General features: G+C 31.6%; 18 protein-coding genes. 6 read left to right on the top strand and 12 right to left on the bottom strand.

What is annotated here, in order from left to right; translation table 11 throughout:
• Window positions 1–125 precede the first annotated feature (125 nt).
• Entirely contained in the window at window positions 126–1079 is a 954-nt protein-coding gene (locus AR328_RS16175; protein WP_066297840.1) for a helix-turn-helix domain-containing protein, read from the bottom strand.
• A gap of 106 nt (window positions 1080–1185) precedes the next feature.
• The gene (locus AR328_RS16180) at window positions 1186–1470 is read right to left on the bottom strand and encodes a hypothetical protein (RefSeq protein ID WP_066297842.1); all 285 of its coding nucleotides are present in this window, start codon (window positions 1468–1470) and stop codon (window positions 1186–1188) included.
• A gap of 290 nt (window positions 1471–1760) precedes the next feature.
• On the opposite strand from AR328_RS16180, the gene AR328_RS16185 reads away from it, so the two are divergent.
• Window positions 1761–2909, top strand: a complete 1149-nt coding sequence (locus tag AR328_RS16185; protein ID WP_066297843.1) for a tyrosine-type recombinase/integrase — start codon at window positions 1761–1763, stop codon at window positions 2907–2909.
• A gap of 189 nt (window positions 2910–3098) precedes the next feature.
• Here AR328_RS16185 and AR328_RS16190 read toward each other — a convergent pair whose 3' ends face one another.
• From AR328_RS16190 to AR328_RS16225, 6 genes are all read right to left on the bottom strand, one after another.
• Window positions 3099–3563, bottom strand: a complete 465-nt coding sequence (locus AR328_RS16190; RefSeq protein ID WP_066297844.1) for a hypothetical protein — start codon at window positions 3561–3563, stop codon at window positions 3099–3101.
• Window positions 3564–4317: 754 nt separating this feature from the next.
• Window positions 4318–4518, bottom strand: a complete 201-nt coding sequence (locus tag AR328_RS16200; RefSeq protein ID WP_057775982.1) for a cold-shock protein — start codon at window positions 4516–4518, stop codon at window positions 4318–4320.
• Window positions 4519–5233: 715 nt separating this feature from the next.
• Complete coding sequence (locus AR328_RS16205) at window positions 5234–6727, bottom strand: ATP-binding protein (RefSeq protein WP_066297855.1); 1494 nt, start codon at window positions 6725–6727, stop codon at window positions 5234–5236.
• Window positions 6728–6906: 179 nt separating this feature from the next.
• Window positions 6907–7176 (bottom strand): hypothetical protein, encoded by a 270-nt coding sequence (locus AR328_RS16210; protein ID WP_066297857.1) that lies wholly within the window; start codon window positions 7174–7176, stop codon window positions 6907–6909.
• 120 nt (window positions 7177–7296) lie between these two features.
• The gene (locus AR328_RS16215) at window positions 7297–7902 is read right to left on the bottom strand and encodes a hypothetical protein (RefSeq protein ID WP_066297859.1); all 606 of its coding nucleotides are present in this window, start codon (window positions 7900–7902) and stop codon (window positions 7297–7299) included.
• Between the two features lie 521 nt (window positions 7903–8423).
• Window positions 8424–8681, bottom strand: a complete 258-nt coding sequence (locus AR328_RS16225; protein WP_066297869.1) for an excalibur calcium-binding domain-containing protein — start codon at window positions 8679–8681, stop codon at window positions 8424–8426.
• 219 nt (window positions 8682–8900) lie between these two features.
• Here AR328_RS16225 and AR328_RS16230 point away from each other — a divergent pair, with 219 nt between their 5' ends.
• The 4 genes from AR328_RS16230 (at window position 8901) to AR328_RS22630 (ending at window position 11419) form a co-directional block, all read left to right on the top strand.
• Window positions 8901–9278 (top strand): DUF6232 family protein, encoded by a 378-nt coding sequence (locus tag AR328_RS16230; protein WP_066297872.1) that lies wholly within the window; start codon window positions 8901–8903, stop codon window positions 9276–9278.
• 393 nt (window positions 9279–9671) lie between these two features.
• Window positions 9672–10622, top strand: coding sequence for a hypothetical protein (locus AR328_RS16235; RefSeq protein WP_066297880.1), 951 nt, complete (start codon window positions 9672–9674; stop codon window positions 10620–10622).
• A gap of 373 nt (window positions 10623–10995) precedes the next feature.
• Window positions 10996–11232, top strand: a complete 237-nt coding sequence (locus AR328_RS16240; protein ID WP_066297896.1) for a hypothetical protein — start codon at window positions 10996–10998, stop codon at window positions 11230–11232.
• A 40-nt stretch (window positions 11233–11272) separates the two neighbouring features.
• A complete protein-coding gene (locus AR328_RS22630) occupies window positions 11273–11419 on the top strand; it encodes a hypothetical protein (protein WP_156422716.1) in 147 nt (48 codons plus the stop codon).
• Window positions 11420–11866: 447 nt separating this feature from the next.
• Here AR328_RS22630 and AR328_RS16245 read toward each other — a convergent pair whose 3' ends face one another.
• The 4 genes from AR328_RS16245 to AR328_RS16255 form a co-directional block, all read right to left on the bottom strand.
• Complete coding sequence (locus tag AR328_RS16245) at window positions 11867–12337, bottom strand: hypothetical protein (protein WP_066297897.1); 471 nt, start codon at window positions 12335–12337, stop codon at window positions 11867–11869.
• A gap of 297 nt (window positions 12338–12634) precedes the next feature.
• Window positions 12635–12805 (bottom strand): hypothetical protein, encoded by a 171-nt coding sequence (locus AR328_RS22635; RefSeq protein WP_156422717.1) that lies wholly within the window; start codon window positions 12803–12805, stop codon window positions 12635–12637.
• Between the two features lie 395 nt (window positions 12806–13200).
• Complete coding sequence (gene ligD / locus AR328_RS16250) at window positions 13201–14460, bottom strand: DNA ligase D (RefSeq protein ID WP_066297899.1); 1260 nt, start codon at window positions 14458–14460, stop codon at window positions 13201–13203.
• Between the two features lie 12 nt (window positions 14461–14472).
• The gene (locus AR328_RS16255) at window positions 14473–15417 is read right to left on the bottom strand and encodes an ATP-dependent DNA ligase (protein WP_066297908.1); all 945 of its coding nucleotides are present in this window, start codon (window positions 15415–15417) and stop codon (window positions 14473–14475) included.
• 273 nt (window positions 15418–15690) lie between these two features.
• Between AR328_RS16255 and AR328_RS23135 the strand changes: the two genes are divergently transcribed.
• Window positions 15691–17658, top strand: a complete 1968-nt coding sequence (locus AR328_RS23135; RefSeq protein ID WP_066297912.1) for a zinc-ribbon domain-containing protein — start codon at window positions 15691–15693, stop codon at window positions 17656–17658.
• The last annotated feature ends 250 nt before the right edge of the window (window positions 17659–17908 follow it).

Consider the following 17908-nt stretch of genomic DNA (forward strand, 5'->3'; position numbering starts at 1 on the left):
ATTATAAACAATTCTAAACTTGCATTTTTCTTAGCCGTTATTAGATAAACATTGATACTCTCTTTGCACTTATAAAGGTTGAACATAAACATATCCCTTATCCTCTTTTATTATAAGTTGCTAATTTAATCAATGATCTTACTCAACTCCCGCTCAACCCATTGACTCATAGTAATTTTTTCATTATCTGCTAATTGCTTAATAGTATCTAGCATTTTAATCGGTAATTCCAAATTGGTTTTTTTATACGCGCTTCTGACAATTAACAAATTCTCCGAAATTTCTAGTGTGCCTTCTTTAATAAATGGCTGCAAGTCATTAACGGTAAATGGAACGTTAACAAATTCCATTTCTCCCGTTTTAAGAGTGATTAATATAGATGATTGGTGCTCCCTAATCCCAATATTCTCAACGCCCCAAACTTGATATAAATAATCAATAAAAGGATATAATATATCAGCTGTATACGGTATTTGAAGATAAACATATCCCTGTGCTGGTATTGAGTTCTGATGAATTTGATACACCGGTTTTAACTTATACTCTTGGATTCCTTCTTCATATGGAATCCACTTTTGGCTTAACGGTAGGGAAAATCCCCAATCCAACGATTCATTTTTCGTAACTCGTGCTGTCTGAACAAGAGGAGAGTGAAAATGCTGAAATAGAGCTACGTCATATACTGAATTAAAGTATTCCCCTTTTCTAATTCGATCAAATACCCCAGGTTGTAGTATTTTTTTAGCTTCCTCAAAAGCCTCATCGGTGATGATATATGAGATCCTTTCGTCTCCAAAGGGTACTTCCTCTGCCCTAATGGTTCCATTTTGAATATATTTTAGGATGCTTTGAACAGAAAGCCCCAAGAGCTTGGCCACTTCTGATGGGCGCATACCCGTAGGTTGCTGCACTCTCATAGAAACTAATTCATCAATCTCCTTTTTCTCATACCTTACTTCCTTATATATACGGTGCGGATCAGGGATTTTCTTTATTTTTCCTTGTTTGGCATAATGATAGACGGTAGCCTTTGTAACCCCTAAAAGTTCAGCCGCTTCTTTTTGTGTATACCATTCCATTTTTTTATAAACTCCCTATTGCTTTTTAGATTATTGGCATTCGCTAATGTCCATCATACTCGTTGTATAAACTTACTAATTATCAAATCTAACACTAGATTTTGTTTTAGATGGTAATTTCATGATGGTACAAAAATACTTCCCTCTCTTTAAACAAGGTTTTATATTGTAACCGAGGTTTTTTAATAATCTCTTTTATAATTCCTTGCTTCCCCTCCCACTCTTTTAGGTAATGATAACTCTCCGGATCTTCTTCTTCAGTAATTGATAAATGAATTCGTATCTTATCTCCAATTTCATAAGGAAGAATATCATCAGGCTCGGAATTCCGATTAACCACCTTTTTTTCATTATCATTAAATAACGATAGTTGTTCATCATTAGATAACAAAGAATCACCACCAATATTTATATTCATAATAATAAATAACTTTATATATAATTTAATTTTATCATATAATAGATAAAATCTTCTGTAACATTGTATATAAATAAAAAAATAATATAAAATTATTTATTATTAATCTAACATAAACAAAGGGAACATTTTTTTATGTTAGTCAGATTATGAATAAAAAAATAATTTGATATACTGTAAATATAAGAGTTTATAAAATATAATTAATAATTTGTTATCAAAAGATAGATGATTATATTTTTTGAAACGGATGGTGTTTAAGTATGCAGGAGATTGTAAATAGCAATATTGATTTAGGGATAATTGATTGGAAAAAGGCAATCTCTGATAGATTAAGTATTCCTGTGCTCCAGGAGCGGATTGATTTAGCGGAGAAATTTCAAAATGAGCCTTTCGCGGACTTTTCAGATTTGGACATAATAAAGTGGTTCCTTTACAGAAAAGAGCATATTGATCAACAGCATGATAAATCGGAGAGGACTATAAAAGAATATAAGCGGGAGCTTACACAATTTGTCGAGCAGCTGATTAAGTTTTCGGCAGAAATTAACCTAGATATAGACAATATAATAGAAGGTTCTTTATTTAAATCGCTGGCACCGAGACATATAAGAAGATACCAGGAGTGGCTAGCGGATAAGAGTCCTTATGTTCAAAAGAACGGCTCCTACTCTCCCGCCACTTTAGCAAGAAAAACTACAATCATAAAAAATTTTCTAAGCTTCTTATATGAAGTCAAATATATATCAGAACCTATTTATAAAGGATTAAAGATTGCCACTGTTAGAAAAGATGATCGCCCTAATAGAGATCTTGGGCCGATGGAAGTAATACAATTACTGGATCATTTTCGAAATATTAATCATCCTATCGTTTTTACGATTATTCATGTTTTGACAACCACTGGCCTAAGAAATGAAGAATTTTGTAGGCTAAACGTGGAAGACCTTCAATATGATTCTATTAATAACCACTATTACCTTAATGTATTAGGGAAAGGAAATAAACGTAGACAAATTCCATTGAAAGAAAAAAGCATGAATAGCATACGGATGTTTCGATATGCTAGAGGGTTGCCAGAGCTGGCAGCGGCTGACAAAAAGAGTACTTTGTTTACGACTAATTCCGGAAAAGCTTATTCACCTTCGTATCTATCACAGTTTCTAACTAAGAAGATAACAGAATCACAATTGTCATTTCTTTTTCATCGTACTTCGCCAGTTGGACCTCACACCTTTAGACATGCTTTCGCTATAATCTCCCACATTAGTGGAGTTGATATTTATAAAATCATGAGAAGCCTCGGACATGAAAAGATCGAAACAACCATGATTTACCTAGAAAAAATATTTGAAAAAGAACGACATGCTATTCATGAATGGACCTCTGATGTATTTGGCGATTATATATAAAGTTTGGTTGCTGAAAAGAAAAGAAACGATAAATTCATAAGTTAATAAGGGGTAGCGTCAGGAAAATCTAAGAAGTTCATTCCATAAAAAAGTCGATTTCCTGTGTCGTTTAAGGAATCGACTTTTTACTTATCTTGTTAAACTAAAGCCCCCGTTAGTTCAATATGAATTTATAATGATGGAGGGCTATCAGACAGACAAATCGATAAATTCTAGTTCCATTTCTGCTGCTGCTTTCGAACGATAAACGGTAATTTTATCATAGGGTTTCAAGTTTTCTTGCCATGATCCTATATTACTCAGAAAATCTTCTCCGTTTTCAGAAATTATCAAGCACTCTAAATGCCTATTGATATAACAAATTGGTGCGTCACTTTTCAAATCACATTGTTGACCAACAGTTCCGATAAATCCACCTTTACTATCTTTTGCCATAATATCTACATATGGAACCGTATAAAATTCTAAATGTGGAATATCATCGTCAAAGATAAATTGAATATCATAATCGTTAGCATATTTTTGATACTCCTCATTTTTATGATAAACACTCATAGGATAAATTGTTGTACCTGTTGATATAACCTCAGTATCTTTTAAATTTACATTTATGGCTCCAGTTAATTCTGTTCTATCTAGATAAACTTTTCGCATCTCAACCTCCGTTTAATCTTATTTTAAAGTAAATGCTTATTACTTTTGTGATTTCTTATTGAACTAACCTGATCCTTTACTTCCATCAGAAAAAGCCATTCTCCTTCTTGAAGAATAGCACCCGTTACTTGAATAAAGGATTTATTAAAACAAATCCGCAATATATAACAATATACCGAAAATAGTACCTATAATAATCAAAATAGTGGTTTTCTTTGAAAGTTCTCTTTCCCATTTACGTACAAACTTCCTTGATAAACCCCTATCATCATTATTGGTTTCCATTTTAAGTTCCTTATGAAACCTATATGACTGGAAAGTTAAATATAAAAATATACCTATCGAAATTATAGCAGATATTATTCTTAACCAATTCATCAATTTCACCCTTAATATTAAAGTGTTTCCTTTATACATTTCCCTGCGATATATGATTTACTCAAGTTAAACTAACCTGCCCCGTTAGTACAATAAGAAAAAAGACCGCCGCAGCGATCACTTTCTGTAACTCTTGCACCCTTTAATTTAAGTGGAAATCTTTACATTTAGCACTTTTTCGTTAGGTTCTATATTTAGCAGATACTTTCAATTTAGGACGTAATTAGGAACCTTACAAATTATATGGTACAATGTGTTCACCATTTGATTTACTGTTTTCATGTTCCCTACTCATTCGTGAGTGGGGTTTTGTGTATTTTTAAGAAAAATAAAAAACAGACTCTAAAAAAGAGTCTGTTCATGTTTGGCATTATAATTAAGCCTTATGAACGTTCGCTGCTTGTGCTCCACGCTGACCTTGCTCAACATCAAAAGTCACTTCTTGACCTTCTTCTAATGTTTTGTACCCTTCGCCTTGGATAGCTGAGAAATGAACGAATACGTCTTCTCCACCCTCACGTTCGATGAAACCGAAGCCTTTTTCGCCATTAAACCATTTTACTTTACCTTTTTCCATGTTTGTTGCCTCCTATTGTGTTAGCACACACAATGTATTACTATCCTTGTTCTCAGTGATCATCAAGACGAAAAGTTTTACTAATACTATCCTTTACACCGAACAAAAATAATTCATATTTAGAATAGCCTTTTTTGAAATTGTTTGCAAGGCCCAAAGAACCCCAACTAAAGTGCCTATTTCTAAGTAGAAACCTTACAAACTTTTCTACACTTTAACATATCCATTCCCTTAAATGTATGGGTCCTGAAACTTGACTATAAAGGAAAAAACTGTCTTGTTAGAGAAAAGTGCTAAATTAGTATAATCAATAAGTACTAATGAGAATAATAATATTCTTGAGCAAGGTGTGACTTCACTATCCATGAATAAAACAACTTCACCTTGTTCCCTTATTATTATAGGCTATACCCTAAACATTATTAAGTAATTGACATAGACTGTTCTTAAGCAAAAAATTTAGCCTTCCGCCAGTTTCCTTAAGGCGCCTAAAAAAGGCGCCTTTTCTATTGTGATTCAAATAAGCCCTCCCGTATAAGCGGATTTATGGCTGCTTCTCGGATGAACCGTTCGTTGAAATCCCAATTCTCACTCACTTAACGGATACTTACTCATAGGTATCGAATTTTTTAAAGATGTTATTCCTGAATATGGCCCTTTTCATGAAGAAAGACGCCTTCCTTATTTCAGAAAAGCGCCCGGTTATGGAAGAACTTTACCTCTTGCTAGAATTCAAAATATTAAGACATTCCTTTAGAATAGCTTCATTATTAAAAATAATTAGATGAAGTTTTTTTCTTGCTCTAGTTACCATCTGAAAAAGCATTTTTGTTGGATGGTAATAAGGCTCAGATTTCCATCCCTGAGTAGATAGCTTACTGTCTTGTCCATAGAAAAAATGTTTATCTAAAACAGCAACTACCTTATCAAACTCCTGACCAATAATTTGATGTGAACTTTCATCTCCACCAATGTGAAATTCATCATATGGGTTACTAGAATATCTAGTAGGTGTGAAATTTATTATTTTCCACCCCTGACTTTTTAGTATTTCCATTTCTTTTATTACACCACGAGAAGTTGTAAAGTATGAGACATCAATATTAGGATACTCTTGATTTGGATTTCGACTGCGTAAATTAAACAAATTTTTTATAAATGATGCTATTTCTTGGTTAGTTCTAATTTTCTCTGTTAATTTGAAATGTTTAGGAGAAACTTGCTCCTTAATATATTGAGGTATATTTCTCTTGATTTCCCAACTAGCAAGACATTGCTGAAAATCATGCGAGAAAATGTACATTGCATTAGTTTCCTTAGCCTTTAATAATATTTCATCTATTTCATCCATACCTATTCGTTGAGTTTCATCTAAAATTATAAGGTCATAATCATTAAAATTATAATTTTTATGATACTGGCTTTGTGTAATTTTCCAAGAATAATTATTTTTTAGTTTTATGTGGCCATTATTTAAAGCACCACAGTGAAAAATGAGAACCCTTTCTGACCTATTGCGATATTCCTTCGCAATATCATAAATTAGTAGTGTTTTTCCAGTGCCTGCGTTCCCTTCAATCGAGATAAAGCATGGTTCAGTTTCCCTATTTAACTTTAAAATACTTTTTTTTATGTTCTCTTGATGGTCAGTTAAAAAATACTTATTATCAATAAATTTTTCTGTTGAATTAAAGGGTGAAACTAAGTAATTCGAAGGGTCGAAATGCTTATGTATATCTTCAATTTCAATTAACTTTTGTTCCCAAAGTTCAGATATTAAAAAAGAAATTTCAACCTCAGTCAGCTTTTCACTTTCATCTAGGTAAAATAACTTCTTCTCCTCAGCAACATACGTGAAATTCAGTACCTTTTTATCTAAGAATCCAAGGTAATATTTATTTTTAATGAGCTGCTCCTTGATTCTATCTCCAGTATCCTCTTTTTTTAGTTCAATATTAATAATATTATTATTTCCAAATCTTAAGAGATCAAATTCCTTTCCTATCTGGTTTATTGTGTAACCTACATAAAATCTTTCTAGAATATTAACCTCTTTTATGTTATCTAGAAGCTCTTTCACTAGTGATCTTAAATCCTCTAATTCACTCTTTTTAATCTTGATGTCAAAATAGGTAATATATGAATTAAAGACTTCAGGTGTTAATTTTCTATTTGCATTTAGTAATGATAATAAATTTATGGGTTTCAACGTATTTTTTCCTTTCAATTTGGTTTTATTTCTATCTGGTAATCCTTATATTAGGTAGTTTATCATTTTCCTATAATTGGCAATATATATATATTATATTTAAAAATCTGGCCCTTAACATAAAGAAAGAGCACAATTCTTATTGCAGAATCATGCCCCGTAAGTAGGATAATGAACTTTTACAAATACCCTTTTTCCTTAAGCTCACGGTACCGTGAGTCGGTAATGAGAAAATCTCCTTTCATAGGAAAAGGCATTATACCCTGGACCTTATCTATAAGATTATTGTATAAAAAAATTTCTAAAGCCTTGTTTACCTTGGTTTCTTCATATCCATCTTGGGCAGCCAATTCAATTATCTCACCTTGACTGTTAATTCGTTCCTTAAATATCATTTCACAAAGAAAAGCCTTTAAGCCTTCATCCATGTTTTTCAATTCATTTAACATAATTATCATCCTTCCGTATTAATTACTATTAATATAGCAGAAAAGAAAGATAACTTTAGGTAAAATCCAAATTTTTACTTAGAATTTCCTCGTTAGCATTAGTAAATCTTATTCCGTAATTTAAGATATTTTTTCTATCGATGGCAAGACGGCACATTGTTTTTTTGAGAACAAAAAACAATTTGTTTCTGTAAATATTTCGAAGTGGGAAAGATTACCTTCTATCCTTTTAACTTCTTCTGTATTAATGACTGTTGTAATCGTTCTGTATTCTTTTTTTGCAAAAATTCTTTTCAATAAATTTCCACTGTTAGTACGTATGTATTGATTAAATCGTAAATAAGGTGTTTGTTTCCGATCCAAATCATCTGCCAATGGATTTTCCGATATAGGTGGGCGTGTACCATATACTTCCGATACTGAAGAAAAACTATATAAGTTACAAAAACAATCCAATAACGGTTTAGCATTTTCACCTGCTTTTTTTCCCGAAAAACAAAAATTAACAAAATGGTCTAGAAAAAATTCCGAATTTACTTGATATACACCTTCATATTTTTTTACTATTGCAGCCATTATTTTATCCCTTGTATGATCTCCCCAGTTATTAATATTATAATTTGCTTTTTCAAATACACCTAATTTGCTTAATTCAATTTCTTCATACTTATCCCAAATGTCTTTTGGAATATAAACAAAATGACCGTCAACTACACAGTATCCCATTTGGCCCTCCACCTTATAATTAAGCTATATTAATATCTTTGTTAATTTTATCATGTGAATTCAATTATTAGACCAGTCAGTTTTTCCACAATATGGCCCAACAATGCCTGTTTGCTAAACAAACTAAAGGCATCAACTATCTCTGTGTTTTTTTATCTCCAACATATTTCCACAAATGATAAATACCCCAAAACAAAATTGCATTTAAGAGTAAAAATATGGGGACCATTAAAGGTTTCTCTATAAAATAATTAGACGCAAAGACAGAAAAACCAACCAAGATAATTATGAATGGGAACAGAAGAATCCAATATCGCTTATCTTTAAATGTTTGAAAACTAAACATACAATCACCTCTATTCCATAGGGGATGTAAATGCAGTTAATAAGGGGAAGGTGGTAAGAGGATAGTTATACGAATTGTAGGAAAATCAACAAGTAAGCTATTAAGGAAATTATTTAAATAAAAAAACCAACAAACGGATATATTCTGAAAATGTTCTGTTTGTTGGCTAATAATGTTACTTTTCACATGCAATTTTATCTTTATCTCGATCCAGTTTCTTGTTAGCATCATACAATTCCTTTGAAACATATGGCTTATGCTTAGTTTTACCTCCTTTATTCTTTGTGTCCTTAGTTTCAGCTACTCCACCTTTATAATCCTTATTTAACTCCGTACAATTTTTGTATGATTTAACTGCTGCTTTAACAGCTGTTGCATAAGAAATGCTGAATAATAAGCCTAAAGAAAGAATAATTGAAGCAAACTTTTTCATCTAGACACACCTTCCTACTAACATTTGTATCTAGTATAGTGAAATATTACCAAGTATTCAATGAGAAAAGTTGTTTTCTGACATAGGATCCTTCCTATAATCATAATAAAAAATTAATTTATATTACATTCCCTACATGTGGTAAAATAATCCTATATTAGCTGTTAATGTTAATATAGCAAATTACTGCTTAAGAAAAATAGCAGGAGGATAGCAAATATGCAGGAACATTTTTTTTTGGATAACGATGATATTAAAATTAGCAGCACAAGGTTAGTCCTCGAAAATAAGACAATTGCAATGAGCTCAGTTTGCTCAGTAGAACTTGATCGAGAAGAATTAAAGAAACCTTGGATTGGTATGATAATAGCTCTAATCGGACTTGTATCAGCGTTCACATATAATGATTCTTCAATAGGATGGTTAGTTTCCTTCTTCGGTTTATTACTGGTGGTAATCATGTTATTCAGAAAAAGGAAAGAAGCTGTAATAATTGAATTAACTTCTGGTGAAAAAGAGTATTTAACTAATGAAGAAATTGAAGATTTAACTTCTGTGTTTAAGGCAGTTAATGATGTGATTATCTTTAGAGGATAGATAGCTAGATTTTAGTTTGAATAAGAAAATACTTGAACAAAATTCAGCTAACTATAAGAAATTATTTACTTGAGAAGGGTAAAGGTAAATCTGTAAATCAAATTTCAGCACACACTAAGTTGAGTAAAGAGCAGATTGCTAAAACGGTGTTAGAAATGGAATTTGAAGGAAAGTTATCCTAACTACTAGCCCAAGTGGGAAAAGATTAACGATGTTTCTTTAACGGATAAAGGATTAAGGGTCCAGATTGTTTATCAGGTAACTCTTTATAAGTGTAGATTTGGTTTAAGTCTATGTTGTTATAGTTGTAAGTCATTGAAAAACACTTCAAGAGTTAATATAGCATGATTTAAGACTCAACAAAAGTTTATTTTATTTTGAAGGGGTTATTTTGTGATTAAAATTAATTTCCAATCGAAGCTTTTTAATGAAGAGTCACATCAAAAAATAGCAGACGAATTGAATAACGAGATTTTGAAGCTAAATCTAAACTTAAATTCTCTTAATCAAATCAATATTACGGAAAATTTACTTAAATCAGTTTTAAAGTTTCAAGAACATTATAGTAAAAAAGAAAAAGGTGTGACACAAGGAGAAAATGGAGACGCAATCGCAAAAGTTATGGATTTTATAGATGAAAACGATCAATTTGCACAAGAAATATTTATAACTGACTGGGTAATTTTTAACCTTTTTCAAGAAGATAAAAATATTGCAGCTCGAAGTTTTCATATTCTACATCATGAGCTGGTTCACATTCATGATAAGTATCTTAAGAAAAGAATTTATACATTGGAAGGTAGACAAGCAATTAATAGAAATAGATTAGATCATATTTTAACGATTCATGCTGATATCGTTTGGTCGGAATTTATAGCAGAAAGACTTTCGTGGCATACACTTACTTTTGAAGATATTCCTTACAAGGTTGATCACGTAAAGTCTTTGTTGCAAAACGTCAAGAGTGAAATAGAAAAGCAAATTAAGGGCGAAGAAGACCATAATTATATTTTTAGAGTACTACAGGAAGAGACATCTTTATTGCTTAAAATAGTAGCAAATTTATTTGGAATGTTAGATGGATTAATAAGTAATGCTACTGAACATGAAAACATAAATTTATTCCAAAAATTATTGATTAATACATTTGAAAATTCTTGTATGGAAGATATTTGGGAAGATTTTTATAATAATCTTGTCTCTTTATTCAAAATTTATCCAGATTGGAATGATGTTAACGAACTATCTGACCTTTGTAAAACTATTAGAGCTTTTTGGGCATCGTTAGGTGTATACACAAATAAGAGTGATGATGAAAACAATTTTTATATTTATATACGATAAAAAATTACTTTTAAAGTAGTTTTATTATGATATTGATAATAATTGAATTACTTGCAGCCATAACATTAGCTGTCATTATTTCGAGCAAGTATCATTATAGAATACTTGAAGGTAAAGAACTTATGAGTAATTTCCGAGGGATAGTCCTTTTACTTATGGTTTTGCATATATGCGTTCAAGTCGCATATATCTTCACTAACGGGTTAAAATACGAGTTTCAATTATCTAGTCATTTACTTATAACCTAGCAATGTTCCTTTCTATGGTTTTGTTTATTGGGTACATTATTCTTATTGTTTTTTTGGATAAAATCGGAAAAGAAAGATGAATATTTGTTTTATATTCCCTATCATTTAAAAAGTGAGTGAGGACTATGATTAAAGAATTAATTGATTCTCTAAAAGGTATTGGGAGCTTTGTTGCAGCGTTTTTATTCCTTGGTTTAACAATTCTATTAGTCTCTAGTCCATTCCTAATAATAGGCTATATATTTGGTGATAACAAACCCAATGAATATGATCCTGCCGATTTCAATCAAGATGGAATTGTTACATCTGAAGAAGACGAGTATTATCACAGTGACCTTTCTGAACTTTATAACGGAAAATAAAAGAGATATTTCATTATCAAAAATGAGGGAGCTACTTTCAATGGATCATGTTATGAAGCTTGGTTTCACATTAGTAATATTGGTGATAGTATCTAGTTTTACTGAAAGTTGGGGAGTATTTTTAGGCGGCTTGACTGTCATGATTGCATTAATAGCATTATATCAAAATGAGTTTAATAGAAAATAATATAATGCAATTATTTATCCTCTCTAATGGCGGCTTCTTTCAAGAGGTTCCCTCTCATGGTATAATTGATTTAAGTAGTCGAGACGAGTTCTCGACTTTTTTCATGTGAAAGGCGGGAATATTTCATAGACAATCAGATTGATGTAAATATCATTTATGATTTTATTGAGTATCCAGACAAAAATAGTGGCCGTTGCGACAAATGCGATAAAGCGCATTTTCGAAGCTCTATAAGAGAAGGCAAATTAATAAGAGAGTGTAGTAATTGTGGGATGAAGAAGAGCATTTAGCTTCTTCTTCCTTCTATTTGGAAACATCAATTTTCCTTCTCAAGATTATAACTCTTTGCCCAACAATTCTTTCTAATCCATCAAATAACAAACTCCCAGTTTAACTTCATATGGCAGGATAAAATAAAAGAACCTTAACTGTAATAGTAAGGTTCTTTTATTGAAAGTATTCTTTTACTAATTTATTTAACTTATCTCCCGAACTTAAACGAACTCGTTCGCTTTCTTCATATTCGTTAACCATGTCTTTAAACTCTTTATAACTCAATTTATTTTTTCTCTCAGCCTTTAAATGAAGTTCATATGCTATATTGGTTAAATTGCCAACAGATAAAAGGAAATATTGACCATACTCATTAATGGTTTGATAGGTAGCATTATTCATTCTATTAAATTTATTCATTAGCATTGCCCTATCTAAACATTCTTCAAAAGAGATTAGTATACCTTGAGCCTTTTCGTATTGTACTTTCATATCAATTTTTTTCATGACAAAAGGAATGGGGATTTTTGCTCTTAAAGGTGGATTAAATAAAGCATTATGAACTTCAATATGTTCAGATAATAATTCATTCATTTGAATAAGTAATTCTTTTATTGCTTGCTTTTCTTGGTATAGATAAGTCATTTGTATCAGCCCTCCTTCATTGAATTATTCAATATAAAGAGGAAAAAAACCTTTATTCAAGAGCAAAACGCATTATTTTTTCATCCTAACCGAAATAGGAAGGCTTCTGATTTGCTCTCTCTTACCTGCTGTTCCAATTGAATGAAATGATAAAACATTGATCTATCATGATCTTTTGTTCTTCCACTTGATTTTTCAGCAATTAGAACCTTTCGCATTTTCAACTTGGTGAAGACTGTACTCGTAAAAAGCTAAGAATCTACCTTTTTAGTCTAAAAAAGTTTTAAAAATAAAAAATTAGGAAACCCATTTATTAAATGAAGGTATACGAAGCAGGCCCTTTTTAGTTAAATTACGGTACTTTACATCTAATTTAATTGCCTGCTTTAAATAAATCCATTGATCAGTTTCTTCTATAATATATTCCTTATAAATTGAACGAAGGTACTTTTTCTCTGCTGGCTGCATAAACTCCATAACTCCAGCATATTTCCCATCTAAAAAGGAAAGTGCTAACCCAAATTCCCCTTTTTTTATGCCCGTTAAATAGCACTGTTGGTACTGGTAATTGATAACCTTTAACCAATTATCGGAACGCTTATTTATATGGTATTTTGAATTAGCTTTCTTAGCGAGTATCTACATAAAATAAACGTACATAACTATTTAAATATTATCCAAATGGCTATAAACCAATGGTATCTTCCATAATAATCTGTTGTACAAAAAANAGTATCTACATAAAATAAACGTACATAACTATTTAAATATTATCCAAATGGCTATAAACCAATGGTATCTTCCATAATAATCTGTTGTACAAAAAAAGTTTATGAACATAATTGGCTAATATTTTGTACAGTCTATCCAGTTATTTTCTTTTTTAGTGTAGAAATGATGTTTAACAGTGAGGTGTTTTCTTGCGCAAAAAAGTCACTCATAGGACAATTCTTATTTGAAAGTCGATCTAAAACAAATGGAACATTATATTTTTCTACCTTTAATTTTTCATTAACTTCTTCCCAATAAAGTGGAGCCGCAACAGTTGCTTGTTCCTTCCCTCTTGTAGAATAGGGACATATAATCGTTTTTCCTTCTGCATGTTGGATATAGTCAATGTAAAGTCTACCTCCTCGATTTTTTTTCATCCTTTCAATTGTAAAATCATTTGGAAATTTTTCCACTAAATAATTTGCTATGAAAGACGTAAATATTCTTGTATCGTCGTAGCTTAAAGAACCTCTATTTATTGGTATATGGATCTGGAGACCTTTACTGCCTGAAAGTTTCGGGTAACTGATAATATCAAAGTTATCGAAAATTTTTTTCATTTCTTTTGCAGCTTTAATTGCTTGAGAAAAACTAGAACTATTTGGTGGATCTAAGTCGAAGACAATTTCAAGTGGTCTATCGGTCTCGATAGTTTGAAATGGAACATGATATTCAATTGCTAATTGATTGCCAAGCCAAAGTAAAGTTGATAAATCATTACAAACTATATAATTAATCCCATCTTTTTCTTTTGTCCTAATAAAACTTGGGGCGTAATCAGGACAATTCTTTTGGTAAAAGGATTCTCCGGGAATTCCATGAGGATAGCGAATAGTTGTTAATATCCTTTTTTCTAAAAAAGGAAGGATAAACGGTGAAATCTGTATTAAGTATGCAACAAACCTTTCTTTACTAATAAAAGGTTTTTCCCATATTATTTTATCTGGGTGTGTTATTTTTACTTCATATTGGACAAAGGCATTGTCCAAAACTAGCCTATCCCAAGTACATTGCTCCCAAGTCAGTTCCAGTTGAAAAGATTTAAAGTAAGGATTAATTAATTGATCATTATTTATGGATTGAAAGGATAATTCAATACATATTCCTGGTTTGACAAAGACTGTATTTTCTTTCATTTTCTTTTGATTACTCATTATTGCCTGAATTAAGGATTGTTTTTCATTTTGCTTTAGTCCTTCGGTAAATGAACCAATTTGAACAATATCGTTTTCTCTTTTAATACCAACTAAAAAATTTTCATTTTGGATATTCAATCCTAAGATAAAAAAGACACCTTTATATTTTGTTCCTCGTATAGAAAAAAAACTTTCCATATCCTTATACAATTTCATATGTATCTTCCTTTAATCTTCAAATTTACATTTTTGTGGATCATGGACTACAAACGCTTGAATACTTGGCTGTCTAAGTGAATGACCTTCAGGCCATTCAATATATTGAACTTTAACTGTTAATACTGGTCTAAGCCATTGAACTTTGTTCAATCTTTCTGGATGGTTAATAAATGGTTTATCAATAATTTTTAATGGTTCGATAGCCTTGGTTAATTCTTTCCATTCAGATCCTGTAAGTCTCCCAGTTCCAACATTTCCAATGTACCAAAACTGATCCTCATTATCATAAAGACCGATTAAAATAGAGTTTACTACTTCCGATCGATAAGTAACTCCACCTACTACTGCTATTAGATCCTTATAATTTTTTATTTTTTTCCAATCGGAATTTTTTCCGTTTATGATGTATTGACTATTGAGATTTTTGCAAATTATTCCTTCTAGATCATGTTCTTTAGTGACATCAAACAAAATATGTCCATCATTTTGTGTTGGAACGATTTGAATTTGCTCATTTGGTATTATAATTTCTGAGAGGAGGTTGAGTCTATCCATTAGAGAATAATTATTGACAAACTCACCGTTTAATAAAACTACATCAAAAATCATGTAATAAATAGGTACCAAATTTATTACATCTTTTACTCTATCCGTGCGCCTTATCCCATCACGCCTCATTACTTCATGAAAAGATGGTTTTCCATCTTTATCGAGGGCAATAACTTCACCATCCAAAATTACTGATTTGGCAGAGGTATAGGATTTTACATTCGTAAGCTCAGGAAAAATATTAGTTCGCTCATTTAGTTTTCTGTTAAATAGCCTTACCTCTTGTCCATCAAAATATGTTAGGACTCTAACTCCGTCCCATTTTATTTGTGATATCCATTCTGAACCCTTTGGTATTTCTTCTGAAGAAACGGGCTCAAAAGGTATAATAGGATTTAATTTCATTAATAGAACTCCTCTTTTTTCCTTAGCTTTTCACAAATTCAATAATTAAAGTCAAAAGTCAGATAAACTTAATTAAAATCTTTGACCTATACCTTAGTACATGGTTTATTTAGAAATGACGGACTATTGAAACATTAATTGAAAATTAGTAGTTAATCCAACACCTTCTCTTCTAAATACTAATTATCAATTATTACAAAATTATAAGTATTAAATATATTATTGGAAATAAATAAAGTGTTTTAAAGACAAAAATACGTTATGGAGATAATCATGAGAAATAAAGGTAAGCCAACAAGGGAAAATAGTTTAGCTAATTTAAATCCTACATTATCGAAAGAGTGGCATCCCACTATGAATGGGAAGTTGACTCCATTTGCTGTAGCTTCAAAAACACATCGAAAAGCGTGGTGGATTTGCGTTAAAGGGCACGAATGGGAGGCGAGTATTAGCAGTCGTTCAGGAGGCAATGGCTGTCCCTACTGTAGTAATAGAAGAGTAACAATAGAAAATTGTCTTGCAACCTTATATCCTGATTTAGCAAAAGAATGGCATTCTACTAAGAATGGCGATTTAACCCCTAATGATGTATTGTCCAAAACACATCGTAAGGCGTGGTGGATTTGCAATAAAGGACATGAATGGGAGGCAAAAATTAGCAACCGTTCAGCATTAGGTAGAGGCTGCCCATATTGTAGCAATACTATAGTTACAATAGAAAACTGTTTAGCAACTTTAAACGCTGAGTTGGCAAAGGAGTGGCACCCTTCTAAGAATGGCGATTTAACTCCATTTGAAGTAAATGTAAAAACAGGTCGTAAAGTTTGGTGGCAATGCAAAAATGGGCACGAGTGGGAAGCTAAAATTAGCAACAGAAGCAATGGGAATGACTGCCCCTACTGTAAAGGGAGGAAGGTTTGTGATGACAACTCCCTTAGAACACTTAACCCATTATTGGCTAAAGAATGGCATCCTATAAAAAACAGAGACCTGAAAGCTGATCAAGTCACTATTTCATCGAATAAGAAGGTCTGGTGGCAATGCAAAAATGGGCACGAATGGGCTGCGTCTATTAATAGTAGAAATTCTGGGAATGGTTGCCCAAACTGCAATATATCATCATCTTATCCCGAATCTTTTCTTTTATTTTGTCTACGACAAGTTTTCCCCGATGTAAAACATCGATATAAGATTCATAATATATACGAAATAGACATTTATTTACCTTCTATGAGTCTAGCGATTGAATATGATGGTGTATATTGGCACACAAAGAAAAAGAAAAGAGATATAGAAAAAAATAAGTATCTTTATGAAAATAATGTAAAATTGATTAGAATTCGGGAGAAAGGGCTTGATTTTATAACTGATTATGATGCCTATAATATACAAATAAGTGATACGCCATCTAATGAACAGTTGTCAAGTGTCTTTACTAAGATCATATCAATTATAAAAGAGATAGATAGTGAAAATTATAGTGGAAATAGTATAGATTACATAAATTTTGATATCGAAACAAAGGTTAGGGAATCTATATCTTTACGCCAAATTGAAAATTCATTAGTAAAAAAATTTCCCCATGTAGCAGGGGAATGGCACCCGAGTAAAAATGGAATTTTGAAACCAGAAAATTTTCAACCGCAATCTAGTATTAGAGTATGGTGGAAATGTGAAAAAGGACATGATTGGAATGCAGTAATATCTGCAAGAACAAGAAATGATGGATTAGAAGGAACAAACTGTCCTTATTGCTACGGGAGGTATGCGACACCTGAAAACTCATTGGCAGTGCTGCGACCTGATGTTGCAAAACAATGGCACGCATCAAAAAATGGAGAATTAACACCTAATGATGTAAAGTTAAAAAGCGAAAAATTAGTATGGTGGATGTGTAAGGAAGGACATGAATGGAAGGAACTAGTTAGGCAAAGAGTAGTCAGGAAAGGCTGTCCGTATTGTACAGGGAGGTATGTTACGAAAGACAATTGCTTGGCTACACTTTACCCTGATCTCGCAAGGGAGTGGCATTCTATTAAAAATGGTAACTTAACTCCGTACGATGTAAAACCAGGATCCAATAAAAAGATCTGGTGGCAATGTGGAAGTGGCCATGAATGGGAAACTATGGTTTCAACTCGAACAAGAGGAAATGGTTGTCGTGTCTGTGGAGCCAAAAGGAGATATTCTAACTTATTTAAGAACAAAGATAAGAATAAAATTCCTGAGAATGATAGATGATTGTTTATAGAATGTTTTTTACAAAAGAATGGTATAAAGTCGGATAAGAAATTAAAAAAATATTAAAATATTCTAAAAAGGACAGCTTTGAACCTATAGTCACCAGTGAAAAGAATTTTTTGAATAAAGACCTATTAAAACACTTTAGATTATCAAATCCTATATCAAAAAAAGTCATAAAAAATCAGGAGTGATACATAGTTGTAATGACCAATATGTATCACTTCTTTACTTCTTGTTCAACAATCGC

Source organism: Bacillus sp. FJAT-29937 (assembly GCF_001509555.1).
Taxonomy (GTDB): domain Bacteria; phylum Bacillota; class Bacilli; order Bacillales; family Cytobacillaceae; genus Cytobacillus.